This window comes from Agrobacterium sp. OT33, from assembly GCF_017313365.1.
Classification (GTDB): Bacteria; Pseudomonadota; Alphaproteobacteria; order Rhizobiales; family Rhizobiaceae; genus Agrobacterium; species Agrobacterium rhizogenes_A.
Map to the genome: position 1 here is coordinate 57863 of NZ_JAFLMZ010000004.1, position 23901 is coordinate 81763.

Below are 23901 nucleotides of genomic sequence, written 5' to 3' on the forward strand. Positions count from 1 at the left end.
CATGATCGACCTTTACACCTGGATCACGCCGAACGGCCTCAAAATCTCGGTTGCGCTGGAAGAACTCGGCCTACCCTATCGCAGCCACGCCATCGACATCGAAAAAGGCGAGCAATTCGCGGCCGGTTATATCCGCATCAATCCCGGCTCGAAAATTCCGGCAATCATCGACAATGACAACGGCACCGTCCTGACGGAATCAAACGCGATCCTCCTCTATCTCGCCGAAAAGGCCGGCCGACTTCTGCCCGCCTCTACCGCTGAGCGACTGACAGTCACCGAATGGCTGATGTGGCAGGCCGCCAATTTCGGCCCGACACTCGGTTATGCCCATTATTTCCTGACCTATCATGCCGGAGAGGCCCCCTTTGCCGAAACGCGTTTTGCCGCGGATGTGGAGCGCCTCTACCGAACACTGAACGACCGTTTAACGGGGCGGGAATATGTGGCGGGAGATTTTTCCATCGCCGATATCGCCATCTGGCCATGGGTCTCGCGCTTCGCGCGCCACAAAATCAATCTCGATGATTTTCCGGCGGTACAGCGGTGGTATCGCCAGCTTGGACAGCGGGAAAGTTTTAAGCGCGGTTATCGTGTACCCTTCGCAACGTCGGACGTGCCGGGACTTTAACAGGCGACGAGATGGCCGGGCGAAACCTCGCGATATTCACGCGGCTTGACGGCATAATCAACGGCGCGGATCGGGCTTTTCAGCTCGTCATTGGCAGCACCGCGCCTCGTATTGCGGCGGTCCGGGTCCGGCACCGGCACGGCGGCCATCAGCTTGCGGGTATAGTCGTGCTGCGGATTGTCGAAGACGGCAGCACGCGGGCCGATTTCGACGATCTCGCCGAGATACATCACCGCCACCCGGTGGCTGACGCGTTCCACCACCGCCATGTCATGGGATATGAACAGGAAGGCAAGATCGAGGCTTTGCTGCAGATCCAGCATCAGGTTGATGACCTGCGCCTTGATCGAGACATCCAGCGCCGAGACGCTTTCATCGGCGACGATGACCTTTGGCTGCAGCGCCAGCGCGCGGGCAATGCAGATGCGCTGGCGCTGGCCACCGGAAAATTCGTGCGGGTAACGCGCCGCCATATCGGGCGAGAGGCCGACCTTTTCCAGCATGTCGGCCACCACATCCTTCGCTTCGCGGGCGCTACCCATGCGATGCTCCAGAAACGGTTCGGCAATCGCCGCACCCACCGTCATGCGCGGGTTGAGCGAGGCGAAAGGGTCCTGAAAGATCATCTGAACCGTCTTGCGCATTTCGCGCATGCCCATCTTGTCGAGCGCGAGAATATTCTCGCCATTGACCACCACCGAACCGGCATCCGGCTCGATCAGCCGCATGATGGCACGACCGGTAGTCGACTTGCCGCAGCCGCTCTCGCCCACCAGCGATAGTGTCTCCCCAGCCCTCAGATCGAAGGACACGTTTTCCACCGCGTGGACGCGGCCGCTGAGGCGTCCCAGCAGGCCGGAGTGGATGTCGAAACGCTTGGTCAGCCCCTCCACCTTCAGCACCGGCTGGGCGCTGGCGTCAACGGTATCGGCCGGACGCGCCGGCTCCTGCGTTTCCCCCGTGGTGGTGTTGACGATGGGAAACCGGAGCGGTCTTTCCTCACCCGTCATCGACCCAAGAACCGGAACGGCGGACAAAAGCGCGCGCGTATAGGGATGTTTGCCGCGGTGAAAGATATCCGCCGTCGCGCCGACTTCCACCTGTTCGCCGCGATACATGACGACGGTACGGTCGGCAATCTCAGCCACCACGCCCATGTCATGGGTGATGAACAGAACGGAGGTGCCCTCCTCTTCCTGAAGCGTCTTGATGAGATCGAGAATCTGGCCCTGAATGGTCACATCGAGCGCCGTCGTCGGCTCGTCGGCGATCAGGAGCTTCGGCCGGGACGCTAGCGCCATGGCGATCATCACGCGCTGGCGCATGCCGCCGGAAAAGCGGTGTGGATATTCATCGAAACGCGAGGCGGCGGAGGGTATGCGAACCTTTTCCAGCAGGCGGATCGTCTCGGCCCGCGCATCGGCTTTCGACATCGGCTGATGGCACAGCAGAGCCTCGGAAATCTGGTCGCCGATGGTGAAGAGCGGATTGAGGCTGGTCATCGGCTCCTGAAAGATCATCGCCACTTCATTGCCCCGCACCCGCCGCATGGCGTCTTCGGAAAGCGAGAGCAGGTTGCGACCTCCGAGCAGGATTTCACCCTGCACCCTGCTGCTTTCGCGGTCCAGCAGCCGCATGATGGAAAGCGATGTCACACTTTTGCCCGACCCGCTTTCGCCGACGATCGCAACCGTCTCGCCCGGCCCGACATCAAAGGAAATATCACGCACCACGGGTTTCCAGCCGCCATCCACGTGAAAGGACGTGGTGAGATTGCGGACGGAAAGCACGGCATCTTCGGCACTAAGCGGTGCTGCCTGCGGCATGATCATGATCGTTCCCTTTTCTTTATTCTGGTTGCAATGCTTGGGCGGGCAGTTACCGCGAGTTTCTTCTCCCCGGCGGGGAGAAGAAAACTGCCGCACCCGCTCGTTCCACTCAGTCCGGCCAGCGCAGCATGCCGTCGAAACGGTGGCGGCTGCGGTCTTCGAACGGCGTGGCGATCACCTCGTTGGAGGCGCGTGCCTTATCCAGCTCTTCCGCCAGACGGGAAGCCACGATGGCTTCCTGGCCGGGATGCAGGTTGCAGGGGTCGAGATAGAAATAGCGGTGTTCCACCTCATGATCGCGGGCAATGATCGGCGGATTGCCTCTGGCCAGCGCCGTCGTCAGGTCCCATGCCGTGATATGGGCTTCTTCGGCATCGATGATGACGCGCAGCCGGTCGAGCGGATTGTTGGTTGGATCGGGCTCGATCAGCGCCGTCACGCCGGGGCGTCCGTCCAGTGTCTTTTTCCAGAGGTTGAGATAGCCGGTTTCGCGCTCGCGAATGCCGTCATGGTCACGCTTTTCCCAGGCTTCCAGCGCCGCCATGACGCCGTAAATGCTTTCCTTGCCGACCTTCATGCCACGACCGATGCCCATATTCTGGAGGAAAGCATTGCGCACCAGTTCCTTTTTGCCGGCGACGATGCCGGAAGTGGGACCGCCGAGGAACTTGTGGCCGGAATAGAGGACAACATCCGCGCCTGTCGCCAGAAACAGCTTCAGATCATATTCTGACGCCGCATCGACGATAACAGGCACGCCCTTGGCGTGGGCAATCTCGACGAATTCGGAAAGGTGCAGCAGACCGTAATTCACCACATGGTGCGAGACGACATAGACCGCCGCCGCCGTCTTTTCGGTGATGGCGTTTTCCATGTGGAAACGATGGGTCGATGTCGCCTGCCCGATCAGCACCACCTTGCCGCCGCCGAGGCGGATTGCCTGATCCACCGGGGCGCCATAGCTCACCACATGCCCCATCTGCACCAGCACTTCGTTCTTCTCAGGCGCGACATCGGGCAGCTTTTCGATGGCCAGCAGATTATTGCCGGTAATGGCGCCCGCCACCGCAAGGCTGATGCCGGAGGAGCAGGACGCCGTGACGAAACCGGCCTCGCCGCCCGTCAGCCTTGCAATGATCGCGCTCGCCTTGCGTTGCAGATCATTGATCTCGACGAATTGCGGCAGGATGGCCGCCATGGCCTGAACGGCCTCGGGAACGACAATCGACGCGCCGAGCGAGGTCATGGTGCCCGAGACGTTGATGACCGGGCGAAGGCCGATCCTGCTTCTGATATCCTCGGTCATGTCTTTCTCCTGTCTTTGCGATGCGATAGGCATCGACATATATGCCATAATAATGTAATAGCTTCTCAAAACCATGAGGAGCCCAAATTGGACGCCCATAGACTGGACGAAATGCCTTCAACTGCCGTGTCTCCCACGGAGGAAAATCCGGACGCGAAGACGGCCAAGCGCTCGCGCGTCAGCGGCATCGACCGTGCGCTTCAGGTTATTGATTACCTTTACGAAACCGGATCGCCAGCGGGCGCTTACGCGATTGCCAAGGCCATCAAGGCGCCGCTTTCCACCGTCTATGTGATCATTGACGATCTCGTCGAAAAGAACATGCTGGCGCGCAATGCCGATGGCAATATCTGGCTCGGCGCGCGGCTTTACCATTATGGCCTTGCTTATGCCCGCTCGCTGGATTTCATGGGTGTCGCCACCCACGAAATGCACGATCTGTGCCGCCATGCGGGCGAGACCGTGCAGCTTTGCGGCCGCGATGGCGACCACATGCTGGTGCTTGCCATGGCCGATGGTCCAAGCCATTTTCAGGTCGCATCGCGCGTCGGCACCCGTGTTCCCCTGAACTGGACGGCATCCGGCCGCCTGCTCGTCGGTCATTTGCCGGAGGCGGAACGTGTCGAACTGTTCAAGCGCTGCGCCCGCACCTCGCCCACCGGCCGCGCGGAAATCAACCCGGAGACCCTGTCGCAATCGGCAGGCGCCGCTTTCCATGACCGCCTGTCGATACAGGTCGCCGAATCCGATTACGCCGTCGCCTGCATTGCCTCGCCGATCTGCGACAACAGGGGCGAATGCGTTGCGACGATTTCCATCGTGCTGCCGGAACAGAAGGTGCTGGCGGACGAAAACCATTACACCGAACAGGTCAGGGTCTCGGCAGAACGGATCGAAAAGCTGATGGGCTGGCGCAACCATTAAACGGCCTCACCCCTTCAGCGCGACGATGGCTTCGATCTCAACGGTGATGTTGCCCGGCAATGAGCCGAAACCAACGGCGGAGCGGGCATGTTGTCCCGCATCGCCGAACACATCGATGAAGAGATCGGAGCAGCCATTGATAACACTCGGGTGATCGCGGAAATCGCTGACGGCATTGACCATCCCGAGCAGCTTGACCACTTTTTTCACCCGCGACAGATCACCCAGCGCTTCATGCATGACGGCAAGCAGATTGATGCCGGTGAGACGCGCATGGTTATAGGCCTCTTCCAGCCCGATTTCCGCGCCCACCTTGCCGGCATAGAGATGGCCGTTTTCTTCCCGTGGCCCCTGGCCCGAGAGATAAAGCATGTTGCCTTCCACCACATGGGTGACGAAATTGGCAATTGGCGGCGGCGGCGGCGGCAGAGAGATGCCGAGCGCAGCGAGCCGGTCATAGGGCGAAAGGTGCCCTTCTGCATCAAGCGAAGACTGTTTCACGCGAATTCCTCATAATGCCGGGACGGGTATCCCGTAATGTCTGCGGAAGGCGGAGGGTATGCCCCGCCATTCCATTCGGGTTCAGCGCCAGGAATAACCATGGCTGTGGCGCACCAGCTTGCGCGCCCTTGGAATATAACGGCTGGCGGCAATCGCTTCCGTGCCGATGACCGCGTAACGCGGCTCGAACAGACGCGTCAGGCGCGCCACATCGCCATTTGAATCGGTCGCTTCCAGATCGGAATCCACGAGATCAAAAATGGTGAAGTCGGCGCGCTGGCCAACATCGAGACGGTTTTCCATATTAAGGCGGATGACGGAGGCCGGATTGCGGGTAACGGCCTCGATGACATTTTCGAACGGCATATCGACCGACAGCAGCTTCGACATGGTCGTCGCCAGATCCCAGACCGGGAAATTCATCGAATGGCCATGCAAATCCGTCGAGATCGAGAAGGGCAGCAGGCCGCGTGCAATCGCCGCTTCCGCCACCTTGAAGGAGAAGGAGGCGCCGCCATGGCCGATATCCAGCCGGATGCCTTCACCGGCGCAGCGTTCGGCAAGGTTGAACAGGTCCTCGTCTTCCATGATGCTGGAGCCCGACTTGCCGTTGAAGCAATGGGTCACGACATCACCGGGGCCGAGAATTTCCAGCACCTCGTCATAGAGGGCCGGCGGTTCGCCCACATGCACCATCATCGGCACTTTCAGGATCTTGGCGATCTTCTTGCCGAGCTTGACCGGCGTCACACCCCAGGAACCGGTGATGACGTGGCTCGCCCGCACCTTCAGGCCGACAATATGCTCGCTGTTTTCGGCGTAACATTCGAGGATACGATCTAGGTCGATATCCTTGATGTCGCGCAGTTCCGGCACCCGGTTGCAGGCGACAAGGCCGATGGAACCGAGATTGAGGAAGGCCTTGATGCGCTCTCTCGAGGGTTCGATGATATATTCGCGGAAACCATGGAAATTCGCCTCGCCCGCCGAACCGGCATCCACCAGCGTCGTGACGCCGCGTTCCGCCCCGCATTCGGAGGGGCGGATGGAGATATCGGTGCCGCCGTGCCAGATGTGCACGTGCAGGTCCACCCAGCCGGGCGAGATGAAAGCGCCCTTGGCATCGATACGCTGTGCATCCGCAGGCGCCTGCAGGGCAGAGCCTACCGCGGCGATCTTGCCGTCGCCGCCGATCAGAATATCGGTCAAGGCCTGGGTCGCCCCCTTTCCGAAACCGACGGGTTTGACATTGGTGAGAAGAATGGGAGCTTGAAGAGGCGCTTTCGCCTGTTCGCCGGACGACATATTACAAATCCCTTCGCAGTCTTGGGTCTAGCATGTCCCGCAGCCCATCACCGACCATTTGCAGCGACAGCACGGAAAGAATGATGGCAAAGCCGGGGAAATAGGTCATCCAGTCAGCCTGGCCGATATATTGGCGGCCGGCGGAGATCATAGTTCCCCAGGTGGGAATTTCGGGGCTGACACCGAGCCCCAGAAAGGAAAGGCCCGCCTCGGCCAGCATGGCGCTGGCGAAAAGGAAGGTGCATTGCACGAGGATGGGCGAGACCAGATTGCGCAGCACATGCCGCGTCATGATGTGGAAGGTGGAAATGCCAAGCGCCTTCGCCGCCTCCACATAGGGCAACTCACGGATCACCAGTGTCGAGGCGCGGACGATGCGGGCAAGGCGCGGCGAATAAACGACTGCAAGCGCGATGATGACAGTCGTCAGCGACGGGCCGAGTGCTGCCACCAGCGCAATCGCCAGCAGAATATCCGGAAAGGCCATCATCGCATCGATCAGGCGCGCAATCGGCGTATCCAGCTTCTGGAAGAAACCGGCAAGCAGGCCGAGCGTGATGCCGATCAGCGCCGAAAGCGCCACCACGGCGGCCCCGACCAGAAGCGACAGCCTTCCGGCATAGATGGTGCGGGAAAACACGTCGCGGCCGAACTCGTCGGTGCCGAACCAGTAAATTTCACTGGGCGGCTTCAGGCGGTTCACAATCGACAGTTTCGACGGCGAATAAGGCGCAATCATCGGCGCAAAAACGGCAAGCAGCACGAAGACGACGAGAACGATAAGACCGGCAGCGACCGTCTTGCGCTTCAGGAGACGCCGAATGAACAGGATGGTCGGGTTGCGCGCCGGCGGGGTGGTGGAAACAATATCGGCCATCAGTAACGAACCCTCGGATCGACCAGCAGGTAAAGCATGTCGATTGCAAAATTGATGAGCACGTAAAGCCCGGCGATGATGAGAAGCGCGCCCTGAATGACCGGATAATCCCGCCGCAGCACGGCTGAGACGACAAGATTGCCGACACCCGGCAGGCCGAAGACGGTTTCCGTTACCACTGCACCGGAAATCAGCACGGCGGCGGTGAGGCCAAGCACGGTGAGGATGGGAATGAGCGCATTCTTCAGCGCATGTTTCATCACCACCCGGCGCTCCTTGACGCCCTTGGCTCTGGCGGTGCGGACATAATCGTCGCCGAGAACATCCAGCATCGAGGCGCGGGTGAAGCGCAGAATGAGGGCGGAGGAAACGAGGCCGAGCGCGATGGCCGGCAAGGTCAGGTGATACATGCGCTCTAGGAAGCTCGCGCCCGGCCCGCCATAACCCGACACCGGAAACATATCGAACCGCACGGCGAAAACCTGCATGAGGATGAGGCCGAGCCAGAAGCTCGGTATGCTCGCCGCCAGCATCGCCACCGTCGTAGCGGCCTGATCCACGAAGGAACCGCGCCGGTAAGCGGCGTAGATGCCGATGGGCAGCGCGATGACGCTGGCGATCAGCAGCGAAAAGATCGTCAGGAAGAAGGTCGGTTCCGCCCGGTCCAGCAGGGCCGATCCAACCGGCATGTTGAGAAAGATCGACTGGCCGAGATCGCCCCTCAGCAATTGGCCGATATAATAGACATATTGCACGCCAAGCGATTGATCGAGGCCGAGCCGGCTGCGCAGCTCCGCAATATCCTGCGCCGAGGCATCCGGCCCCAGCATCACGGCGGCCGGGTCTCCGGGGGTGACGCGCAGGATGACGAAAACGATGGTGACGACGAGGAACATCACCACGATCATTCCCGCAAGTCTTTGGAAAATATACCGTATCACGTATGAAAGCTCCGAAGCGCGTGATGGGCCGCGACCAGGCGACGATTGAATTGAGTTATCTGGAAGCCGACCGCTCGCTTCCGTCATGCCGGTCCTCGGGTCAGGCCAAAGGATGATCCGTCATCCAGCCACCGCGCGTCGGCGTGGTGAAAGAATCTCTCGCGATCAAGGACTTGATCGCGCTGGACCCCGGCTCAAGGCCGGGGTGACGGCGTGCGGTACCGGTCTTACTTCGTGACCGAAGCGTTCCAGAAGTAGGGCCACGGAGCCGGATCGACACCATCAAGCTTGTTGGATTTCGCCGCCACCGCGTTGAAATCACCGATCTTGATGAGCGGCAACTCGGCATACATCGTCTTCTGCACATTGGCCCAGAGCGCGACGCGCTTGTCCGGATCGGCCTCCGAGGTGAAGGCGTCAACCGCCGCCTTGCGTGCCGGCGTGTCCCACCAGCCCGGCGAGCCGGTGGAGAGCGCGCCGATCAGCGCCGGTTCCGGCAGAAAGGGGCTGTGGGTGATATAGATATCCCAGAGTTTCGGATCGGCGCGGCGCTGCGTCAGCGTCGCCCAGTCCACCACCTGCATATCCACCTTGAAACCGGCCAACTTCAGATATTCCGCGGCAACCTGCGCCATCTTGTAATGGAACTCGTATTGGCGGCTGGTGAGGATGCGCAGCGGCTCGCCATTATAACCGGCAGCCTTCAACTTTTCAGCGGCGGCTTCGGGGTTGCCGACGTTATAATTGCCCTCGACACCCTCTTCCGTGTGCCAGGAGAAATTGTCGGGGTAATAGGCGCCGTCCAGCGCATAAAAATCCGTGCTGCCGAAAGCGGCAGCCAGCATGTCTTCCATGTTCAACGCTTCGGTTACCGCCTTGCGGACCTCGAGCTTGGAAGAAAGACCTTCCTTGGTGTTGAATACGAAGACCGGGTAACCGAAGGGCTTCAGCATCAGCGGCTGCGAGGCGGAGGAAGACTTCACCCTGTCGAAGGATTCCACCGGAATGGAATCGACATAGTCATATTGCCCGGAAACGGCGGCTTCGACACGGGTATTCGCATCCGGAACCGGAACGAAACGGATTTCATCGAGATATTGGTGGCGCGCGCCACCATAGCCATCGCTTTCACCATCGCGCGATTTGTAACCATCGAAACGCACGAGCTGGATATATTGGTCCGCCTTGCGTTCCTTCAGCATATAGGGGCCGGTGCCGACAAATTCGGCCATCGGTTCGGCCTGCTTCTCCGCCGGCAGGATGATGGCCGCCGAATTGTTGAAAGCGAGCAGAGAAGTCAGCGGCGCATAAGGCTGCTTGAGGGTGATCGTCACCGTTGCAGCGTCAGGGGCGGAAATAGTGTCGATGAAACCAGCCGCCTGTTTGCCGCGCGAGGCAATCTTCATCCAGCGGCCAAGCGAGGCGACGACATCTTCCGAGGTCATGTCGCTGCCGTCATGAAACTTGATGCCCTGCCTGAGCTTGATTGTGTAGGTTTTGCCATCCGCGCTGATCTCGGGCAGGCTTTCGGCCAGAAGCGGCGTCGCCTTCCAGCCCTTGTCGAAGGTGTAGAGCGTCTCGAAAATATGCTGCGTGACGATGCCGACCAGATCGGCCGTCGAGGCCATGGGGTCGAGTGTCGGCGGCTCGCCGATCGTCGCGACATTGATGACGCCCCCCTTCTCCGCGGCCATCATCACACCCGGCGCCAGCAACAGCGCGGCGGTGGCGAGAAATGCAATCTTACGTCTCATGGTCAAGCTCCCAGCTCTTTGTTCCAATTTGATGTTCCATTATTATGTTATATGCATCTTTATAACAGAATATCTTGATAAGACGCCTTGTCAATCACCTCATCGCGAGATGTTGGAAATCGCGGAGCGACGTGCCGGCAGGCGAGGCTCGCCGGGGTTAAAAATGAAGCTTTCGGAAATAAGGGCTGCCCCTTCCCGTCAGGGAAACGGAGAATCAGGAGGCCGGGATATTTCGCATTTGCGAACAAACTGCTATTGAAGATCAGACAAAGACCAGATTCCGACAGACATCGCCTAGCACAGATATTATTTTTCTTTTCATCCGTCTCCCGCCGCCGCTTTTTCAGGGCCTCGAGACACATACGACATTCTACACCGCCGAGTTTTCGTCCAGGGCGGATTATAAATTTTTATTACGTTGATATTATTGAGGAAATTATGAAGACGGCAATCGTCCATGACTGGCTCACCGACAGGGGTGGGGCTGAAAAGGTGCTTCACAACCTTCTCGAGATTTATCCGCAGGCGGATCTTTATTGCCTGGTGGATTTCATGAGCGAGCGCGACCGGGGATTTCTCGGAGGCCGCGCCGTCAACACCTCCTTCATCCAGAAACTACCCTTCGCCCGCAAAAAATATCGATCCTATCTGCCGCTCATGCCGCTCGCCGTCGAGCAGTTCGATCTCAGCGGTTATGATCTGGTGATCTCCTCAAGCTACGCCGTCGCCAAAGGCGTCATAACCGGGCCGGGCCAGTTCCACGTCTCCTATATCCACAGCCCCATCCGTTACGCCTGGGATCTGCAGCACCAGTACCTGAAAGAAACAAGGCTCACGCGCGGTTTCGCCTCGTGGATCGCCCGCGCCATTCTCCACTACATCCGCATGTGGGACATTCGCACCGCCAATGGCGTCGACCTCATGACGGTCAATTCCAAATTCATCCGCAACCGTGTGCGCAAATGTTACGGGCGCGATTCCACCGTGATTTATCCGCCGGTGGACACATCCCACCTCTCCCCCTCCGACTGGAAAGGCGATTATTTTGTCACAGCATCGCGGCTCGTACCCTACAAGAAGGTGCATCTGATCGTCGAAGCCTTTGCGAAAATGCCGGACAAACGGCTGGTCGTCATCGGTGACGGGCCGGACATGAAGCGTATTCGCGAAATCGCCACGCCCAACGTCGAAATTCTCGGCTTCGTCGGCAATGAGGAACTTCATAAATACATGGCGGAAGCCCGGGCTTTCGTTTTCGCGGCGGAGGATGATTTCGGCATCGTGCCGGTCGAATCGCAGGCGCTCGGAACACCGGTCATAGCCTATGGCAAAGGCGGGGTGCTCGAGACAGTCATTCCACTCGGTGCCTCCAATCAGCCGACGGGTCTTTATTTCGGCGAACAGACAGCTGAAGCGATCTGCGCCGCCGTGCAGGAATTCGTCGACAATTCCGAGCGCTTCGACAAGAACGCCTGTATCGACAACGCCGCCCGCTTCTCACGCGAACGTTTCCTGCGGGAATTTGCCGATACCGTGAATTTTGCCCTCGCTGAACGGGCCTGAGCCGCAAGGACCCGCTATGCGCCTGCAAAACTTCCTGACAGCCGAGCGGTGGCGTTCATATTGAACACCATGCCCGGTGGAGCCTTCCGCCTCAGGCAATTTCAACAGAGGCGGAACTTCAAGATACCGGGGACAAGTCCGAAAAGGCCCGCCTGAATTATTAGCCGGATTTATTGCCGGAAAGACGCAGCTCACAAGACGTTGCGACCATCTTTCCAGTTCATTCTCAAATAGCATTGCCTAATCTTGTTTATTGTGCGACTTTCGTACAGTTTTAGGTGTTTATATGTTTATATTTAATTCTTTTTTAACAAAAAATAAGCGCGCCTTTTTTGCCGTCGGCCTCGCCAGCGCATTGATGAACATACTTAATCTTTCCGGCTCGCTTTTCATGCTGGAGGTCTACGATCGCATCTTGCCCAGCAAGAGCATCCCGTCGCTTGTGGCGCTGGTTGTTCTCCTCATCATTCTCTACGCATTTCTGATGGGCTTCGACGTGTTGCGCAGCCGGATATTGGCACGCATCTCCGACGATATGGACGACACGCTCAATCAACGGCTCTTCCGGGCGTCGATCGGCGCCCCACTCCTCGCCTCCGCCAGGATCGACGGATTGCAGATCGTCGGCGATCTCGACCAGATACGCCAGTTTCTCTCCGGCCCCGGGCCGGGAGCATTTTTTGATATTCCCTGGTTGCCCATCTATCTGCTGATCTGCTTTGCCCTGCACCCGTGGATCGGTTTTGCCGTGCTTGGCGGCGCCGCCATTCTTGTCGTATTGACGCTTCTGACCAATTGGCTCACCGAAAAAGCGACCAAGCAGGCCTATGCCGCACGCGGACAGAGAAACGCGCTCGTCGGCAACAGTCAGCGTAACATCGAGTCCATCAAGACCATGGGAATGATGGGGTCGGTGACGGCGATGTGGAACGATCTGCATTCCCAATATCGCAACATCACCCTGTCGACATCCGATACGGCGGGAACGCTCGGCGCGATATCGCGGACATTCCGGCTGCTGCTGCAATCCGGCGTCATGGCGATCGGCGCCGTGCTGGTCATAGAGGGCAATGCGTCGGCGGGCAGCATCATCGCAGGCTCGATCCTCTCGGCGAAGGCGCTCGGCCCCGTCGAACATGCCATCGCCAACTGGCGCAGTTTCATGGCGGCCCGACAGGGCTGGAAACGGATCAACGAATTTCTTGAACTGGTGCCGGAGCCAGCCGCACCGCTTTCTTTGCCGCGACCGCAATATACCGTCGCGATCGACCGCGTGACGGGTGGGCCGCCCAATGGCGCTCGCGACACGGTCGCCGATATTTCCTTCACGCTGAATGCGGGCGACGGCCTTGGCATCATCGGCCCGAGCGCCTCCGGAAAATCGACGCTGGCGCGCCTGATGACGGGTATCTGGCCCTATGAGCGCGGTTCCGTGCGCTTCGATGGCGCCGCCTTGAACCAGTGGGATTTCGAGGTTCTCGGCAAATCCATCGGTTACATGCCCCAGCAGGTGGAGCTGATGCCGGGAACGGTGGCGCAGAACATCGCCCGCTTCGACCGCGACGCGACAGCGGAAGCCATCGTTGCCGCGGCCAAGGCAGCGCAGGTTCATGAGCTGATTTTGAACCTGCCCAATGGTTACGACACCTATATCGGTGACCGCGGCGAGGCTTTGTCGGGCGGGCAGAAACAGCGCATCGGCCTCGCACGCGCGCTTTTTGGCGAACCGTTCTTTGTACTTCTCGATGAACCGAACTCCAATCTGGACAGCGAAGGCGAAATGGCCCTGCGCAATGCCATCGGCGACATCCGGGCGCGAGGCGGCATCGTCGTCGTCATCGCCCATCGCCCCAGCGCCATCGAAAGCGTCAATCTCGTCATGGTGATGAGCGGCGGCCGGATGCTTCGTTTCGGCACCAAGGAAGAGGTGCTGGCCCAAATCCTGCGGCAGAACCTGCATCAGGTGCCGGCAGCGGAGGAAGAAACACGCAAGATCGAAAACCGGGTGAGCGAAAATGGGTGAGCAGGAAAAAGCCGGCGTGACACATGCGTCCCTCATAAGGCACTCCGCGGCCGTGATGGTTCTCGCCATCGGACTGCTCGTCGGATTGGGCGGCTGGGCGGCCATGGCAAAGCTTGCCGGCGCCGTCGTCGCCACCGGGCGGGTCGTCGTCGAAGGCAATTCCAAGAAAATCCAGCATCTTTCCGGCGGAATCGTCAGCGAGATCAAGGTCGCCGAAGGTGACAGGGTCGATGCAGGGCAGATATTGCTGCGGCTGAGCGATACGATCGTCCAGGCCAATTTATCCATCGTCGAGAACACGCTTGCGCAGCTTTATTCGCGCCGCGCGCGCCTGCGCGCCGAAATTACCGAGGCCACGTCTTTTACCGTGCCGGAAGATCTGGTGGAATTGACCAATCCAAAAGCCGCCAGGACATTCATCGATAGCGAACAGGGCCTTTTCAACAGCCGCCTCAGTGCACTGACCGGCATGAAAAAACAGCTGGCAACGCGCAAGGAGCAACTTCTTGATGAGGCGCGAGGTATGGCCGTTCAGGTTGAGGCAACCGAAAACGAGCTTGCCATCGTCAAGGAGGATGTTTCCAAGACGCAGGAACTTTACAGCAAGGGGCTCGTCACGCTTCAGCGGCTCAATCTTTTGAAGCGGCAGCTTTCCAACCTCGAAGGCCAGCAGGGCCAATATATGGCGGCCCGCGCCCAGACGGTGGGCAAGATGAGTGAAATGGACCTGCAGCTGCTTCAGCTCGACGAAGACCGCAAGTCCGAAGTTACCAAAGACCTCACATCCGTCGAGGCAACGGTCGCCGAATACGAAGAACGGCTTGCCGCAACCCGCGATCAGCTGGATCGCCTTGATATTCGCTCACCGATCGCCGGGCGTGTCTATCAGCTTTCCGTGCACAATATAAACGGCGTCATTCAGCCGGGCGAAGTGCTGATGCTGGTGGTGCCTGAGAAAGACGACCTCGCAATCGAAGCGGACATACTTCCGCGAGACATTGACCAGATTTACGTCGGCCAGCCGGTCACCATCCGGTTCACGGCCTTCAACCAAAGCACGACACCTGATGTCGTTGCCGAAGTCGCCGTCGTCGCTCCCGATCTACAGATGGATTCGCGAACCGGCGCATCCTTTTACACTCTGCGAATCAAACCGGATAAAATCGGGATGCAGCATCTTCCGGGCGGAAAACTGTACCCTGGAATGCCGGCGGAAGTCTTCATACAGACAAGTGAGAGAAGCGTTCTCTCCTATTTCGTGAAACCGTTCCAGGACAGGCTTAATAAAACATTCATACAGGAATAAGCGTGCTTTTCCCGTATATTATCCAAATGAAAACATTCACAAAAACAAAGATTCAATACAGCCTATACTTTCGAAAAAGCATAATTTAGACTCTTGTTTTATTATTTTTTATGGATTAAAAATCACTCGTAATGGTTATCTTAAAGTAAATTTCAATTCATTTCAGTCTCAAAAATTTATGGGAGAGTAACATGGCATTAACTGTCACTTTCGGTAATGGCGGCGCTTCGACGGTTTCGTCGCTCACCAACCTTATCGACCAGGAAGCTTACAAGCTCCTCACGGAATCCACGACGCAGACCAAGGAAGGCTCCTCCCTCGAATCCGGCGTGGTCAATGTCGGCGCGGTTGCCGTTCCGGGCAGCGGTGCGGGCGGCAATGTCGATATCGGATATAATGCCGATACCAACAGCTTCAATTTCGATGTGACGTCGGCATGGAACTCGGTGAAGAACGTTCTCGCCAAGTCCGACTCGGCGGAAAATCTTTCGTTCAAGGATTTCGTTCAGGTTGACGTGCATCTCGGCGGCACCACCGCTTCCAACGTCGAAGTTCTCAACGCCAAGCGCGGCAATATCTCCACGGGTTCGGGCAACGACACCGTCGTTCTCTCCGTGCTCTCGAATGACAAGGCCTGGGTAAACGCCTTCAACATCGACACCGGCGCCGGCAACGACACCATCATCGTCAAGGCTGGCGCTGCATTCAATGATCCGTCTGCTGCAGGTGCGGGCGGCGTTGCCGCCGGCACCAATGTTGCAAACAACGGCAAGGGCATCACCGACGGCAGCGCAACCTCGGTCACGATCAACGCCGGCGATGGCAACGACACGATCGACCTGAGTGGTGTCAAGCTTGCTTCGTCGCTGGTAACCGGCGGCAAGGGCATCGACCACATCATTGCCAGCGGCGGTGCCGATACTTTCGTATTCAATCTCGGCGACATGGCCAAGAGCATTGCCACCGACACCATCGCCGGTTTCGACGCCAGCATGGACAAGCTCAAGCTGGTCGGCACGGCAATCCAGAACTGGACACTGACGAGCTTCGAAGACGACACCATCCTCAGCTACAATGTGGATGGCGCGCACAAGGGTGAGAAGATCATCGTTTCGGGTGTTCACCTTACCGGCAGCGACTGGTTCACCGCATAATTCTCTCAAGGAGAATTTGCATTAGCGGTGCCCTAGCCTAAAAATGATCGTGGTCCAGAGACACAGTCTGGACCACGATTTTTTGTGTTCTGAATTTTCATTCCATTTTGAATTTTATCAAAACTTTTCACAGAGCGCCGACATGGAACAGAAAAATTCACGCGACAATAGTTATGATGTCGCAAAAGGCCTGTGCATGATCCTGGTTGTCTTCGGCCACGCGGAAAGGGGATTAAGCGCCTCCGGCGCACCACCGCAATTCAGCCTTCTGGGATTTGTCGACTACGCAATCTATACTTTTCATATGCCGTTTTTCTTCTTCGTGTCCGGGCTTTTTTTCTCATTCGGCAAAAATACGGATTCGGGCGATTTCTTCATCAAGCTGGGAAAGAATATCGCTTACCCCTATCTGTTCTGGTCACTCCTGCATGGCGGCCTAATGGTTGCAATGGGTCGTCTCGGCCTTACCAACACGGTCATCGATTTTACCAGAATTCTCGAAATCCCCTGGAATCCGATCAGCCCCTTCTGGTTTCTCTACGCACTGCTTTTCTGCCAACTCGCATCTTTTGCGCTGAAGCAAATATCCGCACTTATTCGCTTGGCATCGGCGCTCGTTCTTTTCACTTTGCTTTATTCACTCGGCCATTCCGTCCTGTGGGACATCGCCTACGGCTTCCTCTATTTCACGCTCGGCATCGTCGCGAAACAATATGGCTTTCAGCAGAAACGATATGACGCGCACTTATTTATCGCGCTCTTCGTCGCATTTGCAATTTCAACTTATCTGTCGTGGCAGGCCGAGATTCCAGAGAGACTTCCTTTTATCTCCGCAGTGCTCGGCATCGTTCTGATAACCGCACTATCGCAAATCCTCACCCGCCGCAAAAACGCGATATCGTCATTATTGGAAACATTTGGGCGACTATCCGTCGGCATCTATGTCATGCACATCATCGCCATAGGCTTTGGCCGGGCTGTGGCAATAAAGCTGTTTCAGATAACCGATATGACGAGCCTTCTGATCGTCACGACAGTCATCGGCATTGCACTACCGACGATCGTCCACATGGCCGCCATCCGCCTTGGCATCCATGAATGGCTGGCATTGCCCGCTTCGGCATATAGAAGCCAAACGACATCACGGCGTCTTTCAAGCACACCCGCAAACAGCTGAAAGAGCGCCCCAAAACGAGTAATTACCGCTTGATGATATCAGAACACGAAGAAACTGCGCGAGCGTGACAAAACTGCACTAGCGCAATGCAGCAATCGAAGAGATTATGATCTCTGACTGATATTTAAGAGCAATGACATACAACGCTTCTCTGAACCGTGAATTGCGCGCGATTGCAGATTTCCCGGGGCAGACGATCGGCGAATGAACTTGAAGCATCGTCTGGAATTGGGCATATGCCTGAGCCGGGCGAAAGCAGTTTTCGAATACGATTCTGCTGAAGACATGTAATACCGGCTGACGTTTTCTTTACCGATTCCGTTTGTGAAGTAGATATTTTTTAAAAAATTATACGATGTCCGGAACATTTCTGCTTTCGGACAAAATTTATTTTGAGGACCAAATGCGTTTATTGAATGTTTCGATCCTGCTTGCCTCCGCAGCACTGGCAGGCTGCACGGTCACAGCAGCTTCCGGACCCGATGCGGCATCAATCGAATCCAACGCTTCGGTCAAATTCGGTTCCAGGGACAAACAGAAAACCGCAGGCGTCGATTACGCTCTCATCGATATAAACAGCGCCGTTCTGAACTATGTCGGCGACACCACCACGACCACCCTGCTCGGCAGCTTCGGCGGTGGTAAAGGCGGTGTTCCGGCGCTGCCGATGGGGGTCGGCGACGTCGTGCAGGTCGCGATCTTCGAAAGTCAGGCGGGCGGCCTGTTTATCCCGAGCGACGCGGGCAGCCGTCCCGGCAACTATATCAGCCTGCCGAACCAGACCGTGGACCGCGAAGGCAATATCAGCGTGCCTTACGCCGGCAAGATCCGCGCGACGGGCCGCAATGTCGAGGATGTGCAGAGCGAAATCGAGGAACGGCTCGCCAACCGCGCCATCGAACCGCAGGTTCTCATCACCAAGATTTCAAGCCGCTCGGCACAGGCATCCGTGCTTGGCGACGTCAAGGAACCAACGAAGGTTCAGCTTTCAGAAGCCGGTGACCGCGTTCTTGACGTCATATCCTATGCAAAGGGCCTCAGCGCGCCGAACATCGAATCCTATGTCACGCTGATCCGCCGCGGAAAGACCGCACGCGTCAACTACAATCACCTTGTCAGCACGCCCTCCGAGAATATCTATGTGGTTCCGGGCGATACGATCATGGTGGAGCGCGAACGCCGCACCTACCTCGCCTTCGGCGCTTCCGGCCTCAACGGCCGCTTCGAATTCGAGGACGCCGATCTCAAGCTTTCCGATGCGCTCGGCAAGGCAGGCGGGCTGCTCGATTCCCGCGCGGACCCCGCCCAGGTCTATGTCTATCGTATCGTCAAGCGCGACCTTCTGGTCAAACTCGGCATCAATACGTCCAGGTTCCCCGGGCAGGACGTTCCGGTCATCTTCCGCGCCAATCTGCGCGATCCGTCCACATTTTTCGCCAGCACGAAGTTCCCGATGCAGGATCGCGACATCATCTACGTCACGAATTCGCAGGCCACGGAACTTTACAAGTTCCTGGATCTCGTCGGCTCCGTTCCTGCAACGACGGGCAATGTGGCCGAGGATGTGCTTGCGACCCGCAACGCCATCCGGGCCTTCTGATCCCGATATCACGCCACCGTCACCAGAGCCGCCGCGCAACCGTGGCGGTTTTTTCTTGACCATGACCAGCGGCGACTACGGCATGGTCCGCCAGTCAGGGCGCATCCCGGCGTCACGCTGCCTTTAGAACAATCCGGCACTTCCTGATCAAAATCGGCATCGACCTTTGAACCCGGCCCGAGACAAAAGCGACCGCCGTCATGCGATGGGGCCAGCAACCGGCACCGGCAAAAAACGCCGAATCCCCTGTGGCACAAGGCGACACCGCCGCAAACATTGTCACCGCCATTACAAAAGTTTAAGGTGATTTCGCAGCGCATTGGGTGTCTTGTGGGGGAAAGCTGCTCCCACGGCTTGCCGCACATGTTCGGGAAACATGTATCGCTCTCATTATGCGGAACCGTCAGATGAAACGTTTCTGGACCGCCCTCAGCGTTCTTGCCATCGCAGCCGTCGGCGCATGGTATTTCAAGGATCGCCTGCCGCTCGATCAAATTCCCTATCTCAAGCAATTCGCCAGCGTTTCCCCCAAGGCGGAAACCGGCACGGCGGACACCAGAACACAGCATGCGCAAAATGGCCAACCGACCCCGCAACAGGGCCAGAGACAGGGCAGCGGACGGCGCAATGGCGGACCGCCGACCGTCAGCACCATAGCGGTAGACAAGGCGACCCTGCCGATGGACGCAACGGCGACGGGCTGGGCAGTTGCAGCCGATATCACCAACATAGCTCCGCTTCAGGCCGGCCTCGTCACCGAAATCGCGGCAAAGGACGGTCAGCATGTCAAGGCTGGCGACCTGATACTGAAAATGGATGACCGCATCGCCCGCGCGGCCGTTAACAAGGACAACGCCAATATTGCCGCCGATCAGGCGACGCTGGACCAGGCCGAGGCTGCCCTTCAGCGCGCCGCCAATCTGGTCAAGCAAAATGCCGAGGCCCAACAGGTGCTGGATCAGGCCAAGGCAGCCCGGGATTCCGCGAGCGCCAAAATCGACGCGGACCGCGCGACACTGGCCTCCGATCAGGTGACGCTTGAGAACATGGAAATCCGCGCGCCCTTCGATGGGCGGCTGGGTGATATCAGCGTCAGCCCCGGCGCCTATCTCAGCGCCGGCGTCAATATCGTGACGATCACGAAATACGACCCCATCGACGTCAGTTTCCGCCTGTCGCAGCGTTACCTGCCGCAATTGCGCGAAGGCCTTGAGAACGACACGATGGTGGATGTCGATCCGGCGGCGACGGGTGGCGAGGCCATGCAGGGCGTGCTGCGGTTTTACGACAATACGGTGGACCAGACCTCCGGCACCGTGCTGGTCAAAGCGGAATTCAAGAATGATCGCGGCCTTTTGTGGCCCGGCCAGTCCGTCAATGTCACGACCCATTTCGTCTCGGACAAGGAGATGATCGTCGTGCCGACAGTCGCGGTTCGGCCGGGACCGAAGGGCAGTTTCGTCTATACCGTCGACGAGAATCACCGGGTCCATATGACAAGCGTGGATGTCGCCCGCTCGAACGGCGATCTCACCGCCATCGCAAGCGGCCTGTCCGGCGGAGAACATGTGATCATCGAGGGTCAGTCGGAACTCGCCGATGGCCAGCAGGTCGTCGAGCAGTTTTCCGACAAGGGTAGCGCGGCCAGCAATCTCGCCGCCAATGTGCCACAGGAACAGGGTGCCGGCCAATGATCCCGAATTTCTGCATCAACCGGCCCGTCGCAACCACACTTCTCGCCATCGGCCTTGTGCTGGCCGGCTTGGCTGGTTTCCGGCTGCTGCCCGTCGCCGCACTGCCGAAGGTCGATTTTCCGACAATCAGCGTCTCGTCGTCGCTATCAGGCGCTTCGCCGCAAACCATGGCCACATCGGTCACCACACCATTGGTCAAGCAGTTCGAGACCATACCGGGCGTCAGTGAAATCAGCGCCACAAATACGCTCGGCAACAGTTCGATCGTGCTGCAATTCGACCTCAATCGCGATATCGATGCGGCGGCCGCCGATGTGCAGGCTGCGATTTCGCGGGCGCAGCGGCAATTGCCGAGCAACATGACGACGACGCCGAGCTATCGCAAGACCAACCCGGCCGATGCCCCCATATTGCTGCTGGCCGTCAACAGCAAGGAATTGCCGACCAGCAAGGTGGACGAGATCGCCGAGGATATCATCTCGCCGCTCCTCTCCACCATTTCGGGTGTCGCCCAGGTCAGCGTCTACGGTGCGCAGACCTATGCCGTCCGCATCGGCCTTGACCCCGCGCAGCTTCAGGCACGCGGGCTCGGCGTCGATACCGTCACCAATGCTATCGCCCAGGCCAATAATCAGGTGCCCGTTGGCGCCCTGCAGAACGACAACCAGCGCCTGACCATCGAGGCTGACACCCAGCGCACCGATGCTGCGGCCTTCCGCTCACTGGTCGTGGCGACGAATAATGGCGCACCCATTCATCTCGGCGACATAGCCAATGTCACCGACAGTATCGACAACACCAATGCCGGCAGCTGGTTTGATGGTGAACAGGCCATCATCCTCGCCGTGCAGCGTCAGCCGGACGCCAACACCGTCGACGTGGTGGATGCCATCAAGGCCAAGCTGCCGGCGCTTCGCCAGCAATTGCCGCCCTCGGTCAACATCAACGTCATGAACGACGCCTCGACCGCCATCACGGACGCGATTTCGGATGTGCAGTTCACGCTGTTTCTCACCATCGGGCTGGTGGTCGCGGTCATCTATCTTTTCACCGGGCACCTGACGGCGACCATCATTCCGGGTCTTGCCGTGCCGCTGTCGCTGATCACCGCCTTTGGCGCGATGTATGTGCTGGGCTACAGTATCGACAATATCTCGCTGCTCGGGCTCACATTGTCCGTCGGGCTTGTGGTGGACGACGCCATCGTCATGCTGGAAAACATACTGCGCCTGCATGAAAAGGGCCTGACCATGCGCGAGGCCGCGCTTCAGGGGGCGGCGGAAGTCAGCAACACCATCCTGTCGATGTCCATTTCGCTCGTTGCCGTCTTCATTCCCATCCTGCTGATGGGCGGGGTGGTCGGCCGGCTCTTCAACGAATTCGGCATGGTCGTCACACTGGCGATCATGGCGTCAGCGCTGGTCTCGCTGACGGTGACGCCGATGCTCGCCTCCCGTCTTTCCGGCCATTCCTCCCGCCCGCCCGCCATCATCCGCTGGTTCGATGCGGGTTTCGAGCGTACGCTCCGTGCTTATGGCCGTGCGGTGAGCTGGTGTCTTTCCCACCGCCGCGTGGTTCTTGCGTCGTTTCTGGCATCGATTGCCGCCTCGCTCTATCTGTTCGAAACCCTGCCCTCCAGCTTCTTTCCACAGGAGGATATTGGCCGTCTTTCCGTGTCGACGCAGGCACGCGAAGACATTTCCTATACTGCGATGCGTGACCTTCAGGCCCAGGTTGCCGACCAGATCCGCAAGAACCCCGCCGTTGTGCACGTCACCTCCATCGTCGGTGGCAATTCCCGCAATCCACTCAACAACGGTTCGATGTTCGTTGAACTGAAACCCAAGGAAGAGCGCGCACCGCTCAGCCAGGTGCTGGCGGAACTGGGGCAGGCCACATCGAAAGTGGCCGGCATCCGCACTTATATCAACCCGCAGCAGAGCCTGCGTTTTGGTGGACGCAGCTCCGCCAGCCAGTACCAGCTCGTCGTTCAGGGCCTGAATGCCGACACGACAAATGACTGGTCGAACAAGCTGATGGAGGCGATGCGCCGCGACCATACCTTCACCGCCGTCACCTCCGACGCCCAGAACGGCGCCATTGCTGCGACGATCTCCGTCGACCCGGAAAAGGCGGCGGCCTTCGGCATCACCAATGACCAATTGCGCAAGACGCTGGAAATGTCATTCGGCGGTTATACGGCCGCGCAAATCCAGTCGACCGGCGACAGCTATGATGTGATTGTGGAATTCGACAGCTCCAAACAGTGGAATGACGATTTCCTGAGCGATATCAATATTCTCTCGGCGAAATCGGGTGTTCTTGTTCCGCTTTCCAACTTCGCCACCCTCACCCGCACGCAGGCACCCGTCACCATCAACCAAACGGGCCAGCTCGTCTCCACCACCATCTCCTTCAACCTGCCCGACGGCGTGGCGCTTTCCGATGCCACAAGCCGGATCAACGAGATCAAGAGCGCGATCGGCCTGCCGCAGGACGTGTTCACCAGCTATGGCGGCACGGCGGCGATTTTCCAGCAGAGCCAGGGCAATACCGGCATCCTTATTCTGGCGGCAGTGCTGACCATCTATGTGGTCCTCGGCGTGCTCTACGAAAGCTTCATCCACCCGTTGACCATTCTTTCCGGCCTGCCGGCGGCAGCTTTCGGCGCATTGGTGGCGCTGAAGGTAATGGGCATGGATTTCTCGATCATCGCGTTGATCGGTCTGCTGATGCTGATCGGCATCGTCAAGAAAAACGCGATCATGATGATCGATGTTGCGGTGGAACTGATGCGCGAAAAAGCCGAGCCACCCACAACGGCCATTCACGAAGCCTGCGTACGCCGGTTCCGGCCGATCATGATGACGACCTTCTGCGCGCTGCTGGGCGCGCTGCCCATCGCACTCGGCTCAGGCGCCAGTTCGGAACTGCGCCAGCCGCTCGGCATTGCCGTGGTCGGCGGGCTCATCGTCTCGCAATTGCTGACATTGTTCATCACCCCGGTGATCTTCGTGGAGATGGACCGGTTCGGCAACTTCCTCACCGGTTTGTTTTCCCGCAGGAAATCAGCCGATAAACACGCCGAACCGCAAAAGCCGGAAGGCAAAGGCCAACCCGATTCCGTTGCCGCCTAGGGCATTTCCGGTAAAGATGCGTAACGGTTTTACGCCCGGAAAATACCGGAAAACAAAAGGATAGAGCAGGTCCGATGATTCCGTTTAGGCCGAACATGCTCCAGTGCAGGCTTTCGAGGCGCTTCGGCGCCTCGAAGAAATTCGCCGGGGCGCTACGGCTGGAATAACAGGGCCCTTGT

17 protein-coding genes are annotated in these 23901 nt (G+C 58.4%); 10 read left to right on the forward strand and 7 right to left on the reverse strand.

Features of this window, described 5'->3' with window-relative positions; genetic code table 11:
* The first annotated feature begins 1 nt into the window (after position 1).
* A complete protein-coding gene (locus JZX88_RS10820; protein WP_206913562.1) occupies positions 2-631 on the forward strand; it encodes a glutathione S-transferase family protein in 630 nt (209 codons plus the stop codon).
* On the opposite strand, the gene JZX88_RS10825 is transcribed toward JZX88_RS10820, so the two are convergent.
* Together JZX88_RS10825 and JZX88_RS10830 are read right to left on the reverse strand one after the other, a co-directional pair.
* Positions 628-2463 (reverse strand): ABC transporter ATP-binding protein, encoded by a 1836-nt coding sequence (locus JZX88_RS10825; RefSeq protein WP_206913563.1) that lies wholly within the window; start codon positions 2461-2463, stop codon positions 628-630. The two genes, JZX88_RS10820 and JZX88_RS10825, sit on opposite strands and share 4 nt — an antisense overlap.
* 106 nt (positions 2464-2569) lie before the next feature.
* On the reverse strand, positions 2570-3766 hold the full coding sequence (locus tag JZX88_RS10830; protein WP_206913564.1) for an aminotransferase class V-fold PLP-dependent enzyme: 1197 nt from the start codon (positions 3764-3766) through the stop codon (positions 2570-2572).
* 87 nt (positions 3767-3853) lie between these two features.
* Between JZX88_RS10830 and JZX88_RS10835 the strand changes: the two genes are divergently transcribed.
* A complete protein-coding gene (locus tag JZX88_RS10835; RefSeq protein ID WP_065117648.1) occupies positions 3854-4690 on the forward strand; it encodes an IclR family transcriptional regulator in 837 nt (278 codons plus the stop codon).
* Positions 4691-4696: 6 nt separating this feature from the next.
* Here the strand turns inward: JZX88_RS10835 and JZX88_RS10840 are convergent, their stop codons facing one another.
* The 5 genes from JZX88_RS10840 to JZX88_RS10860 form a co-directional block, all read right to left on the reverse strand.
* Positions 4697-5191, reverse strand: coding sequence for a RidA family protein (locus tag JZX88_RS10840; protein ID WP_020011822.1), 495 nt, complete (start codon positions 5189-5191; stop codon positions 4697-4699).
* Between the two features lie 81 nt (positions 5192-5272).
* Positions 5273-6496, reverse strand: a complete 1224-nt coding sequence (locus JZX88_RS10845; RefSeq protein ID WP_206913565.1) for an amidohydrolase/deacetylase family metallohydrolase — start codon at positions 6494-6496, stop codon at positions 5273-5275.
* A gap of 1 nt (position 6497) precedes the next feature.
* The gene (locus JZX88_RS10850; protein WP_065117645.1) at positions 6498-7373 is read right to left on the reverse strand and encodes an ABC transporter permease; all 876 of its coding nucleotides are present in this window, start codon (positions 7371-7373) and stop codon (positions 6498-6500) included.
* Positions 7373-8314 (reverse strand): ABC transporter permease subunit, encoded by a 942-nt coding sequence (locus JZX88_RS10855; protein WP_206913566.1) that lies wholly within the window; start codon positions 8312-8314, stop codon positions 7373-7375. Before JZX88_RS10855 ends, JZX88_RS10850 begins: the two co-directional genes overlap by 1 nt.
* Before the next feature lie 227 nt (positions 8315-8541).
* Positions 8542-10068 carry an ABC transporter substrate-binding protein gene (locus JZX88_RS10860; protein ID WP_065117643.1) on the reverse strand — a complete coding sequence of 509 codons (1527 nt, stop codon included), beginning with the start codon at positions 10066-10068 and terminating at the stop codon, positions 8542-8544.
* Between the two features lie 438 nt (positions 10069-10506).
* Here JZX88_RS10860 and JZX88_RS10865 point away from each other — a divergent pair, with 438 nt between their 5' ends.
* The 8 genes from JZX88_RS10865 to JZX88_RS10900 all read left to right on the forward strand — a co-directional run bounded on the left by JZX88_RS10865 (position 10507) and on the right by JZX88_RS10900 (position 23722).
* Positions 10507-11631, forward strand: coding sequence for a glycosyltransferase family 4 protein (locus JZX88_RS10865; protein ID WP_206913567.1), 1125 nt, complete (start codon positions 10507-10509; stop codon positions 11629-11631).
* A gap of 286 nt (positions 11632-11917) precedes the next feature.
* A complete protein-coding gene (locus JZX88_RS10870) occupies positions 11918-13654 on the forward strand; it encodes a type I secretion system permease/ATPase (RefSeq protein WP_206913568.1) in 1737 nt (578 codons plus the stop codon).
* A complete protein-coding gene (locus JZX88_RS10875) occupies positions 13647-14960 on the forward strand; it encodes an HlyD family type I secretion periplasmic adaptor subunit (RefSeq protein ID WP_065117640.1) in 1314 nt (437 codons plus the stop codon). Before JZX88_RS10870 ends, JZX88_RS10875 begins: the two co-directional genes overlap by 8 nt.
* 191 nt (positions 14961-15151) lie before the next feature.
* Positions 15152-16114 (forward strand): rhizobiocin, encoded by a 963-nt coding sequence (locus JZX88_RS10880; protein WP_174031097.1) that lies wholly within the window; start codon positions 15152-15154, stop codon positions 16112-16114.
* A 142-nt stretch (positions 16115-16256) separates the two neighbouring features.
* Positions 16257-17291 (forward strand): acyltransferase family protein, encoded by a 1035-nt coding sequence (locus JZX88_RS10885; protein ID WP_206913569.1) that lies wholly within the window; start codon positions 16257-16259, stop codon positions 17289-17291.
* A gap of 403 nt (positions 17292-17694) precedes the next feature.
* Positions 17695-18891 carry a polysaccharide biosynthesis/export family protein gene (locus JZX88_RS10890; RefSeq protein ID WP_206913570.1) on the forward strand — a complete coding sequence of 399 codons (1197 nt, stop codon included), beginning with the start codon at positions 17695-17697 and terminating at the stop codon, positions 18889-18891.
* Between the two features lie 407 nt (positions 18892-19298).
* On the forward strand, positions 19299-20585 hold the full coding sequence (locus JZX88_RS10895) for an efflux RND transporter periplasmic adaptor subunit (RefSeq protein WP_206913571.1): 1287 nt from the start codon (positions 19299-19301) through the stop codon (positions 20583-20585).
* The gene (locus JZX88_RS10900; RefSeq protein WP_110760294.1) at positions 20582-23722 is read left to right on the forward strand and encodes an efflux RND transporter permease subunit; all 3141 of its coding nucleotides are present in this window, start codon (positions 20582-20584) and stop codon (positions 23720-23722) included. Before JZX88_RS10895 ends, JZX88_RS10900 begins: the two co-directional genes overlap by 4 nt.
* Positions 23723-23901 lie beyond the last annotated feature (179 nt).